This is a genomic window from Streptomyces sp. NPDC059008, assembly GCF_042749045.1.
Lineage (GTDB): Bacteria > Actinomycetota > Actinomycetes > Streptomycetales > Streptomycetaceae > Streptomyces.
Genome location: NZ_JBHYJC010000019.1, coordinates 1 through 15,169, shown reverse-complemented (window position 1 = coordinate 15,169; position 15,169 = coordinate 1). Strand labels below are relative to the sequence as shown.

12 protein-coding genes and 1 riboswitch are annotated in these 15,169 nt (G+C 70.8%); of the genes, 7 read left to right on the top strand and 5 right to left on the bottom strand.

The window, feature by feature from the left end:
* Positions 1-6 precede the first annotated feature (6 nt).
* Positions 7-1,275: an extracellular solute-binding protein gene (locus ACFWZH_RS22435; RefSeq protein WP_384433883.1), complete on the bottom strand. Its 1,269-nt coding sequence runs from the start codon at positions 1,273-1,275 to the stop codon at positions 7-9.
* A gap of 241 nt (positions 1,276-1,516) precedes the next feature.
* Between ACFWZH_RS22435 and ACFWZH_RS22430 the strand changes: the two genes are divergently transcribed.
* The 3 genes from ACFWZH_RS22430 (at position 1,517) to mctP (ending at position 4,358) form a co-directional block, all read left to right on the top strand.
* The gene (locus ACFWZH_RS22430) at positions 1,517-2,275 is read left to right on the top strand and encodes a GntR family transcriptional regulator (protein ID WP_384434192.1); all 759 of its coding nucleotides are present in this window, start codon (positions 1,517-1,519) and stop codon (positions 2,273-2,275) included.
* Positions 2,276-2,412: 137 nt separating this feature from the next.
* Positions 2,413-2,673 carry a DUF3311 domain-containing protein gene (locus ACFWZH_RS22425; RefSeq protein WP_384433880.1) on the top strand — a complete coding sequence of 87 codons (261 nt, stop codon included), beginning with the start codon at positions 2,413-2,415 and terminating at the stop codon, positions 2,671-2,673.
* A gap of 8 nt (positions 2,674-2,681) precedes the next feature.
* Positions 2,682-4,358 carry a monocarboxylate uptake permease MctP gene (gene mctP, locus ACFWZH_RS22420; RefSeq protein ID WP_384434189.1) on the top strand — a complete coding sequence of 559 codons (1,677 nt, stop codon included), beginning with the start codon at positions 2,682-2,684 and terminating at the stop codon, positions 4,356-4,358.
* An 8-nt stretch (positions 4,359-4,366) separates the two neighbouring features.
* On the opposite strand, the gene ACFWZH_RS22415 is transcribed toward mctP, so the two are convergent.
* Positions 4,367-4,990: a Uma2 family endonuclease gene (locus tag ACFWZH_RS22415; protein WP_384433877.1), complete on the bottom strand. Its 624-nt coding sequence runs from the start codon at positions 4,988-4,990 to the stop codon at positions 4,367-4,369.
* 107 nt (positions 4,991-5,097) lie between these two features.
* On the opposite strand from ACFWZH_RS22415, the gene ACFWZH_RS22410 reads away from it, so the two are divergent.
* From ACFWZH_RS22410 to ACFWZH_RS22395, 4 genes are all read left to right on the top strand, one after another.
* Positions 5,098-5,601, top strand: coding sequence for a GNAT family N-acetyltransferase (locus ACFWZH_RS22410; protein WP_384433874.1), 504 nt, complete (start codon positions 5,098-5,100; stop codon positions 5,599-5,601).
* A 115-nt stretch (positions 5,602-5,716) separates the two neighbouring features.
* Positions 5,717-5,879: riboswitch (cobalamin riboswitch) on the top strand.
* Between the two features lie 161 nt (positions 5,880-6,040).
* Complete coding sequence (locus tag ACFWZH_RS22405) at positions 6,041-8,488, top strand: ribonucleoside-diphosphate reductase subunit alpha (RefSeq protein ID WP_384433870.1); 2,448 nt, start codon at positions 6,041-6,043, stop codon at positions 8,486-8,488.
* Entirely contained in the window at positions 8,488-9,540 is a 1,053-nt protein-coding gene (locus tag ACFWZH_RS22400) for a ribonucleotide-diphosphate reductase subunit beta (protein ID WP_384433867.1), read from the top strand. Before ACFWZH_RS22405 ends, ACFWZH_RS22400 begins: the two co-directional genes overlap by 1 nt.
* Positions 9,541-9,649: 109 nt before the next feature.
* Complete coding sequence (locus tag ACFWZH_RS22395; protein WP_384433864.1) at positions 9,650-11,632, top strand: transglycosylase domain-containing protein; 1,983 nt, start codon at positions 9,650-9,652, stop codon at positions 11,630-11,632.
* 42 nt (positions 11,633-11,674) lie between these two features.
* On the opposite strand, the gene def is transcribed toward ACFWZH_RS22395, so the two are convergent.
* The 3 genes from def to ACFWZH_RS22380 form a co-directional block, all read right to left on the bottom strand.
* Entirely contained in the window at positions 11,675-12,319 is a 645-nt protein-coding gene (gene def / locus ACFWZH_RS22390) for a peptide deformylase (protein WP_384433861.1), read from the bottom strand.
* Positions 12,320-12,386: 67 nt separating this feature from the next.
* On the bottom strand, positions 12,387-13,385 hold the full coding sequence (locus ACFWZH_RS22385) for a tetratricopeptide repeat protein (protein ID WP_384433858.1): 999 nt from the start codon (positions 13,383-13,385) through the stop codon (positions 12,387-12,389).
* Positions 13,386-13,834: 449 nt separating this feature from the next.
* Positions 13,835-15,169, bottom strand: a 1,335-nt coding sequence (locus ACFWZH_RS22380; RefSeq protein ID WP_384433855.1) for an HD-GYP domain-containing protein, incomplete at its 5' end; no start/stop codon positions are given.

The window sequence follows — 15,169 nt, the reverse complement described above, 5'->3', positions numbered from 1 at the left end:
CGGGGCCTACTGCTTGGCGAGCCGCGCGTTGACCTCGGACTCGATGTCCTTGGCGGCGTCGGCCGGGGACGTGCCGTTCAGCACGGCCGTCATATAGCTCTTGATCGGGTTCGGTACGTTCTCCACCGCGGCCCACTGCGCGATCAGCGGGGTGGTGCCGCCGGACTTCTGCGCCGCGGGGGCGGCGGCAGCGGCCGCCGGGTTCTCCTTGGCGGCGCCGGCCAGGTCCGGGGACTTGGGGGTCCAGCCGGCCTCCCTGACCATCTGCCCGTCGTTCTCCTTCGACAGGGCGATCTTCAGGAATTCCTTGGCGAGTTCCTGGTTCTTGCCCATGCCGGCGACCGCGAAGTTGGAACCGCCGAGGAATACACCCTCGGGCTTGGCCGCGGTCTCACCGGGAATGGTGAAGAATCCGATGTCGTTCTTGATTTTCGGGTTGGCCTTGATGGCGGTGGCGGCCTCGTAGCCCATGGCGATGACGGCGCCGGTCTGGCCCTTGGCGAAGACCTCGGCCTGCTGCGGGGTGGCCTCGTCCTTGTTCTTCGGCGCGGTGCTGAAGGCCTGGTACTGCTTGTAGATGTCCATGGCCTTGGCGACCTTGGGGTCGCCGAGGTTGGAAACCCACTTGCCGCCCTGCTTCTTCACCAGGTCGGCACCGGTGCCGATGGTCAGCCCGTCGAGGAAGTACCAGTTCTGGCCGGGGAGGTACAGCGGCTCGGCGTCGGTCTTCCGCTTGATGGCGTCCAGCGCCTTGAACAGCTGGTTGCGGGTCTTGGGGAGGTCCTTGATCCCCGCCTCGGCCCAGATCTTCTTGTTGTACATCACCACGCGGTTTCCGGCGTACCACGGCAGCGCGTACTGCTTTCCGTCGACGAGCGAGGCCTTGTTGAAGGCGTCGTTCCAGTCGGCGCCGATCTCCTTCTTCAGATCGCCGAGGTCGGCCAGGGCGCCGGCCTTCGCATAGGCGGCGGTCTGGGTGTTACCGATTTCGACGACGTCCGGCGGGGTGTCCTCGGAGAGGGCGGTGCTCAGCTTCTGCTGAATTCCGTTCCACTGCTGGACCTTGAACTCGACGGTGGCTCCGGTCTTCTTCTTGAACTGTTCGGAGACCTGCTTGCTCCACTGCTCCGGATTCGAACCGCTCATCACCCAGACGGTCAGCTTCTGGCCCTTGAAGCCATCCGCGCCCGCCTTGTTGCCGTCGCTGGACCCACAGGCAGCGACACTCACCAGCATTCCCGCGACCGCCGTCGCTGCTATGAGCCCACGCTTCATTGCGCTCTCCCCTAAAGGCCGGGTGTGGTCTTTAATGGTTTAGACCAGTGCCCGCAGCTTGGCCTAGACCTTTTGGGGTGTCAAGGGTGTATAAGAGTCGCTGTCAGGTCCGTTACCGGACCGACATCCGGCACGCCGGGACCTGCGAGGGAGCACAACGAACCCCCGCGTGCCACGATGTGAGCCGCTACGTACGGAGGAGCCGGTGACGGCAGCACGACAGGCGTCGGAGAGGCGGGCCATGGAGACCGACGGGGGCAGCGCGGAGAGCGGCGGCGGCACGCGGACCGCACGGGTGCCCAAGTACTACCGCCTCAAGCGGCACTTGCTGGAGATCACCGAGACCCTGCCGCCCGGCACCCCGGTACCTCCCGAGCGCACCCTCGCCGCGGAGTTCGACACCTCCCGCACGACGGTGCGCCAGGCGCTGCAGGAGCTGGTCGTCGAGGGCCGGCTGGAGCGCATCCAGGGCAAGGGCACCTTCGTGGCCAAGCCCAAGGTCTCCCAGGCGCTGCAACTGACGTCCTACACGGAGGACATGCGGGCCCAGGGCCTGGAGCCGACCTCCCAGCTGCTGGACATCGGCTACGTCACCGCCGACGACCGGCTGGCCGGCCTGCTGGACATCGCCCCCGGCGGCAGGGTGCTGCGCATCGAGCGGCTGCGGCTGGCCAGCGGCGAGCCGATGGCCATCGAGACCACCCACCTGTCGGCGAAGCGCTTCCCCGCGCTGCGCCGCAACCTGGTCAAGTACACCTCCCTCTACACCGCGCTGGCCGAGGTCTACGACGTCCGCCTCGCGGAGGCCGAGGAGACCATCGAGACCTCGCTCGCCACCCCGCGCGAGGCCGGTCTGCTGGGCACCGACGTCGGCCTGCCGATGCTGATGCTCTCGCGGCACTCGCTCGACGCCCAGGGCCGGCCGGTGGAGTGGGTGCGCTCGGTCTACCGCGGCGACCGCTACAAGTTCGTGGCGAGGCTGCAGCGTCCCGCGGAGTGAACTCGGCCCGCCGCCCCGCCCCTCCCCGCTCGGATTCTTCATACCGATATGCGGACAGCTAGTGACGCGTGCCACGGCCCTGCCATAGATTTTCAGCCGATTGCACAGGAGTTCGCCGCCACGGACGGAGCCACGCGATGCCAGAGCCAGCCGAATCCCCCAGCAGCAGACCGGTCGTCACACCCACACGTGTGGTGGCCGGACTGTGCCTGCTCGCTCCGTTCGTGGCGACGCTGTGGGTGAGTTCCTACGCCCGGATCGAGCCCACGCTCATCGGGATCCCGTTCTTCTACTGGTACCAGATGCTGTGGGTGCTGATCTCGACGGCGCTGACGACGGTGGCGTACAAGCTCGTGCAGCGTGAGCAGCGCGCCCGCAAGGGCGGTGCGGACCAGTGACCGACGCGATGTCCGCAGCGGGCGCCTCCACCGCGCTCGCGGCCTCCTCGACCCAGGGCGTCAACGGCGTCGCACTCGCCGTGTTCGTCTTCTTCTTCCTGGCCGTGACGGTCATGGGGTTCCTGGCCGCCCGCTGGCGCAAGGCCGAGCAGTCCGCCAACCTCGACGAATGGGGCCTGGGCGGGCGGAGCTTCGGCACCTGGGTGACGTGGTTCCTGCTGGGCGGCGACCTCTACACCGCGTACACCTTCGTGGCCGTACCGGCGGCGATCTACGCGGCGGGCGCGGCCGGCTTCTTCGCCGTCCCGTACACCATCCTGGTCTACCCCCTCATCTTCACCTTCCTGCCCCGCCTGTGGTCGGTCTCGCACAAGCACGGCTACGTCACCACCTCCGACTTCGTCCGCGGACGCTTCGGCTCCAAGGGCCTGTCGCTGGCCGTGGCGCTCACCGGCATCCTCGCCACGATGCCGTACATCGCGCTCCAACTGGTCGGCATCCAGGCCGTCCTGGACGTGATGGGCATCGGCGGCGGCGCGCACACCAACTGGTTCGTCAAGGACCTGCCGCTGCTGATCGCCTTCGCGGTGCTGGCCGCGTACACCTACTCCTCCGGCCTGCGCGCGCCCGCCCTGATCGCCTTCGTCAAGGACGGGCTGATCTACCTGGTCATCATCGTGGCGATCGTCTACATCCCGATCAAACTGGGCGGTTTCGACGGGATCTTCGACGCGGCCGGCAAGGCGTTCGCCGAGCCCGGCGCCGTCCCCGGCAAGCCGCGCGGCGAGCTGACCAGCGGACCCAACGCACAGTGGGCGTACGCGACCCTGGCCCTCGGCTCGGCGCTGGCGCTCTTCATGTACCCGCACTCGATCACCGCCACGCTCTCCTCGCGCAGCCGCAACGTGATCCGCCGCAACACCACGATCCTGCCGCTGTACTCCCTGATGCTCGGCTTCCTGGCGCTGCTCGGCTTCATGGCCGTCAAGGCCGGTACGGACATCCAGGGCAACCCGCAGCTGGCCATCCCGCAGTTGTTCGAGGACATGTTCCCCAGCTGGTTCTCCGGCGTCGCGTTCGCCGCGATCGGCATCGGCGCGCTGGTCCCGGCGGCCATCATGTCGATCGCCGCGGCCAACCTGTTCACCCGCAACGTCTACAAGGACTTCCTCAAGCCCGGCGCCACGCCCGAGCAGGAGCACAAGGTCGCCAAGCTGGTCTCCCTGCTGGTCAAGGTCGGCGCCCTGGTCTTCGTCCTCACCATGGACAAGACCGTCGCGATCAACTTCCAGCTGCTGGGCGGCATCTGGATCCTGCAGACCATGCCGGCCCTGGTCGGCGGCCTGTTCACCCGCTGGTTCCACCGCTGGGCGCTGCTGACCGGCTGGGCGGCCGGCATGCTCTACGGCACGCTCGCGGCGTACGGCGTCGCCAGCCCGACCCAGGCCCACTTCGGCGGCTCCAGCAAGGAGATCCCCGGCATCGGCGAGATCGGCTACATCGGCCTGACCGCCTTCGTCCTGAACGTCGTGGTGACGGTCGTCCTGACGTTCGCCCTGAAGGCCGTGAAGGCCCCTGAGGGCGTCGACGAGACCAGCCCCGGCGACTACACCGCGGACGTCGGCGACAAGGGCGTCTCGGCGGAACTGCCGCCGGCCACGGCGGGGGCACCGGCGGGGCACTGAGCGCCGGATCAGCCTCGGCCGCGGGCCGCCGCATCCCTTCGGGGTGCGGCGGCCCAGTCTTTGAGCGGCTCCGTATCCAGAGTGATATCCACGGGGTCGGGCAGGTGAAGCGTCTCGCCGAACGCGACGGTGCGGATGTCCTCGTAGCGGGAGGCGTCGGGCTCGCCGTGAAGCGTGAGCCGACGTTCTTCCCGCTCGATCAGCAGATACAGCGGGATGCCGGCCTCCGCATAGGCACGGGGCTTCTGTACCCGGGCACGGTGGTCGGCTCCGGGGTCGCATGAGGTGATCTCGACGACCATCAAGACCGGTTCAGGATCCACCCATTGCCCTTGACCCGCGAAAGCCCCGCTGTGCGCGAGCAAACCGTCCGGGCAGGCGCGTCCGTCGCGGCCGGACTGCACCTTCAGGCCCTGGGAAGCCGAGAGCCAGAGTTCGGGCCGATTCCGCAGGAAGAGGCGGGTGAGCCACGCGACGGTCCTCCCGTGGTTCCCGTCCGGCCCGGCCTTGCTGCTGACTCGCCCCTCGATGAGCTCCAGCCGAGGGCGCTCGTCGGAGCGAGCGAGTATCCGAGCAGCCTCTTCGAAGTACTCGGTGAGCGTGCGGTAGGGCCGGTCGGGGGAATCGGTCACGGGACTTTCTCCTCTCACTGCCGAGCTGAGCCGGGGCGTGGCACCGACGATAACCAGGCCCACCGACACCCACCCCGCCGTCGGTCCCACCCCCCACACTTGAGCCCATGGACATCACGATCAGGCCCGTGCGGCAGGCGGAGTTCGGTGCGGTCGGGGAGTTGCTGGTGGCCGTCTATCTGGCCGATGGGCTGCTGGTATCCGGGGAGAGCGACACCTACGCGGCGACGCTGCGGAGGGTGGCGGAGCGGGCGGAGCGGGCCGAGGTGCTGGTGGCCGTGGAGGGGCCCGAGGAGCGGGTGGTGGGGACGGTCACCTTCAGCGCGTACGGGAGCCCGTACGCGGAGCTGGCGCGGCCCGGCGAGGGGGAGTTCCGGATGCTCGCGGTGCGGCCCGAGGGACGCGGACGAGGGGTCGGGGAGGCGTTGGTGGCGGCGTGTCTGGAGCGGGCGCGGGCGCTCGGGCTGAGCGGCATGGTGCTGTCCACGCCGCGTCATGTGCTGCCCGCGCACCGGCTCTACCGGCGGCTGGGATTCGCGCGCGCCGAGGAGCGGGACTGGGATCCGATACCGGGCGTCACGCTCTGGGCGTTCGCGCGGGAGGTGGCCTGAAAGGCGCTCCAGGCCCGGCCCGAGGGCCGTTCCGGGCGCTCCCCCGCCCCCTGGCACTTCGCACACCTGTCGGAGTGGTATGAGGAAGCGACACAAGATGTGGGGGTGCACGCGGGGAGCAGCACAAGATGTATGCTCGTCCTCGCTGTCGCCGCAGGGGAATCCGGTGGGAATCCGGAACTGTCCCGCAACGGTGTAAGAGCGCGCCCAGTGGCCCGATGAGGGCCCTGCCGCGCGCCCGTGAAGTCCGAGGACCTGCCGACGGTACGCCCGCACCGCCATCGGTGCGGACGTCGATACGTCCGGGCCCCGAGGGTTGGGTCGGTGGACGCCGCGCGGTGTGCCCGCGCACCCTTGACCGTCACGGGGTGCCGCATGCGCGCGTGCGGCCGTCGCGTCCCGCCCCTCCCGGCCCCCGCCGAGTGAGGGAGAGCATCACGTGACCATCGCGCCAACGGAACCCGCGTCAGACGCCGAGGTCGTGCAGCCTGCGGTGACCACGCCCGCCACCCCCGCCGGCGGCGGTCCGGGCGAGGACGGGCAGGACGGTCCGGGCGTCGCGCTGCTGCGCACCCTGACGAAGCTGACCGAGGACCTGACCGCGACCGACCCCGGCAAGGTGGCCGCCGCCGCCCTGCGCGGCCGGTACGAGGGCGCGGGCGAGTCCGAACTGCGGTCGCTGGCCATCGAGGCCGCGGCCGGACTGATCGGTGACGAGCCGCAGTACTCCAAGCTCGCCGCGCGGCTGCTCACCCTCTCGATCTCGGAGGAGGCGGCCGCACAGGGGGCGGTCGCCTTCTCCGCCTCCGTCGCAGTCGGCCACCGCGAGGGGCTGATCGCCGACGAGACCGCGGAGTTCGTTCGAACCCACGCCGCCCGGCTGGACGCCCTGGTCGACCAGGCGCTCGCCGACGGGGCCGACGACCGGTTCGGGTACTTCGGGCTGCGCACCCTGCACTCGCGCTACCTGCTGCGCCACCCCACCACCCGTCAGGTCATCGAGACGCCCCAGCACTTCCTGCTCCGGGTGGCCTGCGGCCTCGCCGAGGACGGCAGCGAACGCGCCCTGGACGACGTCGCCGAGCTGTACGGCCTCACCAGCTCGCTGTCGTACCTGCCCTCCTCCCCCACGCTGTTCAACTCCGGCACCCGCCACCCGCAGATGTCGTCCTGCTACCTGCTGGACTCGCCGCTGGACGAGCTGGACTCGATCTACGACCGCTACCACCAGGTGGCGCGGCTGTCCAAGCACGCCGGCGGCATCGGCCTGTCCTACTCCCGCATCCGCGCCCGCGGTTCGCTGATCCGCGGCACCAACGGGCACTCCAACGGCATCGTGCCCTTCCTGCGCACCCTGGACGCCTCGGTCGCGGCCGTGAACCAGGGCGGCCGGCGCAAGGGCGCCGCCTGTGTCTACCTGGAGACCTGGCACGCCGACATCGAGGAGTTCCTGGAGCTGCGCGACAACACCGGTGAGGAGGCCCGCCGCACCCACAACCTGAACATCGCGCACTGGATCCCGGACGAGTTCATGCGCCGGGTGGAGGCGGACGCCGACTGGTCGCTGTTCTCCCCCTCGGACGCCCCGGAGCTGGTGGACCTGTGGGGCGAGGAGTTCGACGCCGCCTACCGCAAGGCCGAGGCCGAGGGCCGGGCGCTCAAGCAGATCCCGGCCCGGGTGCTGTACTCCCGCATGATGCGCACCCTGGCGCAGACCGGCAACGGCTGGATGACGTTCAAGGACGCCGCCAACCGCACCGCCAACCAGACCGCCGAGCCCGGCCAGGTCGTGCACTCCTCCAACCTGTGCACGGAGATCCTGGAGGTGACCGACGACGGGGAGACCGCGGTCTGCAACCTGGGGTCGGTCAACCTCGCCGCTCACCTGGGTGACGACGGTGAGATGGACTGGGAGAAGCTGGACGCCACGGTCCGTACCGCCGTCACCTTCCTCGACCGGGTCGTGGACATCAACTTCTACCCGACCGAGCAGGCCGGGGCCTCCAACTCCCGCTGGCGCCCGGTGGGTCTGGGCCTGATGGGCCTGCAGGACGTCTTCTTCCGGCTGCGGCTGCCCTTCGACTCGGCCGAGGCCCAGGAGCTGTCGACCCGGATCTCCGAGCGGATCATGCTCGCCGCGTACGAGGCGTCCGCCGCCCTCGCCGAGCGGCACGGCCCGCACCCGGCCTGGTCGGCGACCCGCACCGCCCGCGGTGTGCTGCACCCGGACCACTACCCGAACGCCGAGCCCCGCTGGGCGGACCGCTGGGCGGCGCTGCGCACCCGGATCGCCACGACCGGGATGCGCAACTCGCTGCTGCTGGCGATCGCGCCGACCGCGACCATCGCCTCGATCGCGGGCGTGTACGAGTGCATCGAGCCGCAGGTCTCCAACCTCTTCAAGCGCGAGACGCTGTCGGGTGAGTTCCTGCAGGTCAACGCGTATCTGATCGAGGAGCTCAAGGCTCTTGGGCTGTGGGACGCGCGGACCCGTGACGCGCTGCGCGAGGCGAACGGCTCGGTGCAGGACGTCGATTGGATCCCCGAGGAGGTCCGGGCGCTGTACCGCACCGCCTGGGAGATCCCGCAGCGCGCCCTGATCGACATGGCCGCGGCCCGTACGCCCTTCATCGACCAGAGCCAGTCGCTGAACCTCTTCATGGCGTCGCCGACCATCGGCAAGCTCAGCTCGATGTACGCCTACGCCTGGAAGCGCGGCATCAAGACGACGTACTACCTGCGTTCGCGCCCGGCGACCCGGATCGCCCAGTCGGCCCGCGGCACCGCGGCCGCCGGCGGCACCGTCCCCGTACCGCAGCAGGCCACCGACCCCGAGGCGGTCGCCTGCTCCCTGGAAAACCCCGAGTCCTGCGAGGCCTGCCAGTAATGACGACCGAAGTGAACACCGCCGCGGCCACGCACACGGCCACCACCGGCACGAAGAACCTCCTCGACCCGGGCTTCGAGCTGACCCTGCGGCCCATGCGGTACCCGGAGTTCTACGACCGCTACCGCGACGCGATCAAGAACACCTGGACCGTGGAGGAGGTCGACCTCCACTCCGACGTCGCCGACCTCGCCAAGCTCTCGCCGGGCGAGCAGCACATGATCGGCCGGCTGGTCGCGTTCTTCGCGACCGGTGACTCGATCGTCGCCAACAACCTCGTGCTGACGCTCTACAAGCACATCAACTCCCCCGAGGCGCGGCTGTACCTGAGCCGTCAGCTCTTCGAGGAGGCGGTGCACGTCCAGTTCTATCTGACGCTGCTGGACACCTACCTCCCCGACCCGGACGACCGCGCCGCCGCCTTCGCGGCCGTGGAGAACATCCCCTCCATCCGGGAGAAGGCCGAGTTCTGCTTCAAGTGGATGGACTCGGTCGAGAGCATCGACCGGCTGGAGTCCAAGGCCGACCGGCGCCGCTTCCTGCTGAACCTGATCTGCTTCGCGGCCTGCATCGAGGGGCTGTTCTTCTACGGCGCCTTCGCCTACGTCTACTGGTTCCGCTCGCGCGGTCTGCTGCACGGGCTGGCCACCGGCACCAACTGGGTCTTCCGCGACGAGTCCATGCACATGGACTTCGCGTTCTCGGTGGTGGACACGGTCCGCGAGGAGGAGCCCGACCTCTTCGACGACAAGCTGGAACAGCAGGTCACCGAGATGCTCAAGGAGGCCGTCGAGGCCGAGCTGCAGTTCGGCCGCGACCTGTGCGGTGACGGCCTGCCGGGCATGAACACCGAGTCGATGCGCGAGTACCTCCAGTGCGTCGCCGACCAGCGGCTGCAGCGCCTGGGATTTGCTCCCGTGTACGGCTCGGAGAACCCGTTCTCCTTCATGGAGCTGCAGAACGTCCAGGAGCTGACCAACTTCTTCGAGCGCCGGGCCTCCGCCTACCAGGTCGCCGTCGAGGGCTCGGTCTCCTTCGACGACGACTTCTAGGCCCGGGGAACCGGAGGACCTGCGACGCCCCGTCAGCCCTGGTCGTGCGCCAATGTGAGCGTTCTGTTACCTCGGCAACCGGAGCCGTGGCCACCACATCTTTGTGGACATGAAGGCCACGAAGGGGCGTCGTCGGTTCATCGACTATCCGCGCCAGGGACGAGAGGGTCCGCGCCGCTGGCTGCCGTCATGGCGGCTGTGGCTCGGCACCCTCTCGTTCGGCTTCCTCTGCCTGGCGGGGCTGTTCACTGTCGTGTACGCGACGATCGACATTCCGAACGAGAACGAACTCGCCGGGCAGGAAGCCACCGTCTACTACTGGGCGGACGGCAGCCAGATGGTGAGCGTGGGCGCCGTCAACCGGCAGAACGTCACCCTCGACAAGGTCCCCGACTCCGTCGAGAACTCCGTGATCGCCGCGGAGAACGCCACCTTCTACAGCGACCCCGGCGTCTCCCTTCAGGGCATCGCCCGCGCCGTGGTCAACATGGTCTCCGGCGAGGAGACCCAGGGCGGCTCCACGATCACCCAGCAGTACGTGAAGAACACCTATCTCTCGCAGGACCAGACGATCACCCGCAAGGCGAGGGAGTTCATCCTCTCGCTGAAGGTGAGCAACCAGAAGTCCAAGCCGGAGATCCTGCGCGGCTACCTCAACACCAGCTGGTTCGGCCGCGGTTCCTACGGGATCCAGGCGGCCGCCCACGCGTACTACGGCATCGACGCCAAGAAGCTCAACCCCAGCCAGGGCGCGCTGCTGGCCGCCCTGCTGAAGGGGTCGGAGCAGTACGACCCGGGGCTGAGCAAGGCCAACCACCAGCGGGCCGTGGAACGCTGGAAGTGGATACTCGACCGGCAGGTCGCCACCGGCAAGATGAGCAGGCAGGAGCGGGCGAAGTACCGCACGTTCCCCGAGCCGCGCGCACTGTCGAAGCCCACCAGCCAGGCCGGCCAGATCGGCTACCTCATCGACATCGCCAACAAGTTCGTCAAGGCCGGCACCGGCCTGACCGACAAGGACCTGGCGCGCGGCGGCTACCGCATACACACCACCTTCGACAAACAGCTCACCCGCCGCCTGGAGAAGGCCGTGAGCGACGTCCGCCGCGAGAACCTCGACCCGAAGGACCGCAAGGCCGACACCTATGTCGAGTTCGGCGCGGCCTCCGTACGCCCCAAGGACGGGGCGATCCTCGCCCTGTACGGCGGCACGGACGCCACCCGGCACTTCAGCAACAACGCGGACACCTCGGCCGTCCCGGCCGGCTCCGCCTTCAAGCCGTTCGTGCTGGCGACCGCGCTCCAGCAGCAGGTCGACGGGCCCGACGAGGACACCGAGCAGCCCGAGGACACCGACGAGATGACTCCGGTGGACTGGGAGAGCGAGGTCGGGGATCTGCGCGGAGCGCTGATGAGGGCCCAGAGCCCGCCGTTCGTGCAGGCCGGGCAGCGCCTGGGCCTGGACCGGATCCGGGCCCTGGCGGTGGAGGCGGGGCTGCGCGAGGAGAGCATGGCTCCCCTGGAGCAGACCTTCCCGCTGGGCACCTCGGCGCCCAGCGCGATCCGGATGGCGAGCGCCTACACCACCTTCGCCAACGGCGGACTGCACGCCGATCCCTACGCGGTGACGTCGATGACCTACGACGGCAACAAGATCCGCGGCTTCGACCGCGCCGGGCCCCAGCAGGTCCTCGACGCCGGGGTCGCCCAGCAGGTCTCCGCGACCCTGGAGGGACTGGGCTGGCGCACCCTGGGGGCGCCGGACGACGCGGCGGCCAAGCGGCCGGTCGCGGCCGGCCGCACCGAGCCGGGCGACCGGATGAAGTCGGCGTGGTTCATCGCCAGCCCGTCGTCCACCGGCCCGGAATTCGGCCCCGGCCCCGGCACGGGCAAGGAGGACTGGGGCGGCATCCGCCCCGACCGCGCGCCCGGCGCGGATGCCGACGCCGAGCCGACCACGGCCGTCACCATGTTCCGCAACAAGCCGGGCGCGCCCGAGCTGCTGCCGATGCAGGGCGTCGGCGGCGACGACACGGGGCTGGGCACCGCCCTCCCCCCGAAGGTCTGGAGCGCCTACCAGAAGGCGTCCTGACGGGGCCGGGCGCCCGGTCCGGGCACCGGGCGCCCGCCCGCCTCAGTCGTTGGGGACGACGGGGTAGCGCGGCTCCAGCTCGGCCATCTGCTTCAGCGCGGCCTTGCGGTCCCGCTTGCTGAGCCGGTCGATGTAGAGGTAGCCGTTGAGGTGGTCGGTCTCGTGCTGCAGGCAGCGCGCGAAGTAGCCGGTGCCCCGGACCGCGATCGGCTCGCCCTCGGCGTTCTGGCCGCGGCACACGGCGTAGTCGGGACGGGCCAGCTCGGCGTACGCGCCCGGCACGGACAGGCAGCCCTCGTTGGAGTCGTCCAGCACCCGGCGCTCGGCCGGCAGCTCGTCCAGCACCGGGTTGCAGATCGCGCCGACGTGCCGGACGCCCTCGTCGTCCATGCAGTCGTAGACGAAGACCTTCAGGTCCACACCGATCTGGTTGGCGGCCAGGCCCACGCCCTGGGCGGTGCGCTGGCTGGCGAACATGTCGTCGATGAGCCCGGCGAGCTCGTCGCCGAAGTCCGTGACGTCCTTGCACTCCTTGTGGAGCACCGGATTGCCGACGACCGTGATCGGCCGCGAGGTGCCGCGCCCGCGGTGGGCGGCCTCCCGCTCCTCGGCGTCCGTGACGTCGTCGACGAACTCGTCGTCCACCCGCTCGTCACCGTCTTGGTCAAACACAGGCTGCTGGGCCATCTCCGCCGTACGCCTTCCTCAAAACCCTGTTAGTCGTCGTACAGCCTACGGCGGCGTCGGCGGACGCTCAGCAGACCTCTTCGAGGTCGCGCCACTCCCGGGTGTCCGGGCTGTCCGCGACCCAGCCGTCCAGCAGCCCGCGGACCAGGGCCGACGGCGCGGCGATACCGCACTCGCGCTCGGGTACCCACAGCGAACCCGAGCCGGCGGTGCGGTGCCCGAGCGGGCCAGGGTGGCCCGGCTCACTGTGGTCGTGCGGGTCCAGGTGCTCGCCGTCGCCCTCGTCGCTGGGCATCCGGCTCTCCGAGCACGTACGGCACAGCAGCCGGACGGAGGAGGACCAGTCCTCGGCGGCGAAGCCGGCGTCGGCCGCCAGCTGCTCCAGGGCGTCCCGGTCGGCCTCCGTGGCCGCCTCCAGGAGCACGACCCAGGTGGGCACCGGGGAGGGCGCCCACAGCTCGATCTCGTCGAAGACCGGAAACGCCCTGGTGGCCCCGTCGGCGTCGACGGTGGTCCGCTCGCCGTGGGGGACGCCGTCGTGCAGCACCACCTCGCCCCAGCGCCGCCCGGAGGACGGCAGCGGGATCGACAGCACCTCGATACGGGCCGGGTCCAGCCGGCGGCCCCAGACCACCTCGGCCTCGCCCTCCGGGGAGAGCCGGACGGCGGCGCTGCCCAGGGCCATACCGTGCGGTTCGCCGGACGGCGAGCCCTCGCCGGGCACCTTGAGGCCGTAGGCCTGCCAGGCGCGGCGGGCCAGCGGCCAGTCCTGCAGGGCGGTGGCGGCGATCCCGACGTTCCACCAGTCGGGCGCCCCGGTCTCGCGGTCCAGCAGGGCGACCGCGCGCAGGCCGGCGGCCCGGGCCTGCTCCCAGTCGTGCCGGAACTTGTGCAGCAGGGCGAGGTTGAACCAGGACTCCGACAGCCACGGTTCCATGTCCGCGGCGCGCGTCAGCAGCGCGCCCGCGTCGTCGTAACGGCCGTCGCCGATCAGCGTGAAAGCGCGGTCGGTCGCCTGCCGCCACGAGGCGGAGGGCCGGTGCCGTACCTTGCCGAAGATCCTCACGATTCCCGCCTGCTGGTTGCTCTCGATGCCGCTCCGGAGGTGTCCCGGACGGCGCCCGGGGCCCTTCTGGGGACCTACTCGACAACCTGCCACAGATTGCCGTCGGGCTCAGCCTGGTTTGCTGTGCCCCCCTGCGGCTCCTTGCCTTCGCCCGACCCCCTGAATCCCCCTGCGGGGGGCTTCCTTCGCATCCAACCATGCCCATCTCGAAGGGCGCTCATTACCCATGGGTTCCCTCCCGCCGGGCGCCCGGCGGCGGCTCAACCACGGGGATTCGGGGCGTTCGGGGCCCGCGGGACCATGGCGGACCCGCGGGCCCGTGGGAGAGCCGCTCACGGCCCTTCCGGGGCCATTTCCGACCTTACCGGCGGATAGCCGTCCGTGAAGGGGTTCTGCAGGACGGATCGGGCGGGCAGGCCCGTGACCCGCGTCCCACAAGGTCACTCATGTCACACCAGCCCAGCGCCGCGCCCCAGCACCCGGGCCAGCGCCTCGACGACCAGGGGTTCGTGCTCCCGCGCGGTGGCCAGCCGCAGCCGCTCCAGGGCGCGCAGCGCGCCTCCGGTCCCCGCGGCCCCGCCCGACAGGTCGTCGTAGGCGTTGACGGTGCGGACGATACGGGCCGTGACCGGCTGGTCCCGGTACGGATCGGCCTGCCGCTCGACGATCACCGCCACCTCCGCGGGCACACCGGTCTGCCGGACAACGGCGCCGCCCAGCAGGGCGATCCGGCGCTGCTCGGCGGGCGGCAGCGGCGCGGTCGCCCCGTCCGGCACCGGGTCCAGCAGCGACAGCTGGCCGATGTCGTGCATCAGGGCGGCGTGTTCCAGTACGTCCAAGTCCGGTTCGCTCAAGCCCAGTTCCCGCCCCACCGCGCGACTGAGCGCGGCCACCCGGCGGGCGTGGCCGTGCGGGGTGTAGCCGGCGATCTCGGTGGACCGGGCCAGTGAGGCGATGGTCTGGCGGTAGGTGGCGCGGACGGCCGCGAACCGGCGGAGTGCGAACTGGGTCAGCAGCAGCGGCAGACAGAACACCGGCAGCGCCCACAGCCCGGCGACCGCCGTGGCCAGCGAGATCACCACCCCGGTGGCGCAGATCGCGGTGCCGGTGCCGAGCAGCGCCCGCAACTCGTCGCGCAGCAGCGGCCCGTACGGCCAGCCCGTACGGGCCCGGGCGAGCGCCGCCGCCAGCACCGCGTCGCACAGCGCGGTCAGCGCCAGCAGCCCGACCAGCAGGAGCGGGCGGAGCGGCCCGGACGCCGCCCAGCCGCCCAACGCCCCGGTGGTGTGCAGGGGGTGGAAGCAGGTGGCGGCGAAGCCGACGGTCAGCACCCGGCGGGCGAGCGGGTCGAGCGCCGGCCCCCGGCCGCGCGCGAGCCGCGGGACGAGCCCCACCAGGCCGGCCGCCAGGACGACGGCCACGGTCTGCGGGACGCCGTGGGCCGTGGGCAGTCCGCCGGCCTCGCCGAGCAGCGCATACGCGAGCGCACCGGCCGCCCCGAGCGGTGCGGCCTCCCGCTCCCCCGGCTCCGGCCGGTGCCCGCCCGCCGGCGCCGGACCCCACCCGACCAGCTCACCGACCGCGATCAGCACGCCGAAGGCCAGCGCGACCCCCGGCCGGTCCAGCCCGTCCCACAGCGTCCGGCCGAGCGACCAGCAGGCCAGGGCCGCGGCCGGGGCGTAGACGGCGGCGACGACGGCGCCGGCGGGGAGGGCCGGCCGGCGGGGGCGCGGGGGCCGGACGGCGCGGGCGCGGCGACCACCCCGCGCGCCGCGGCGCCAGGG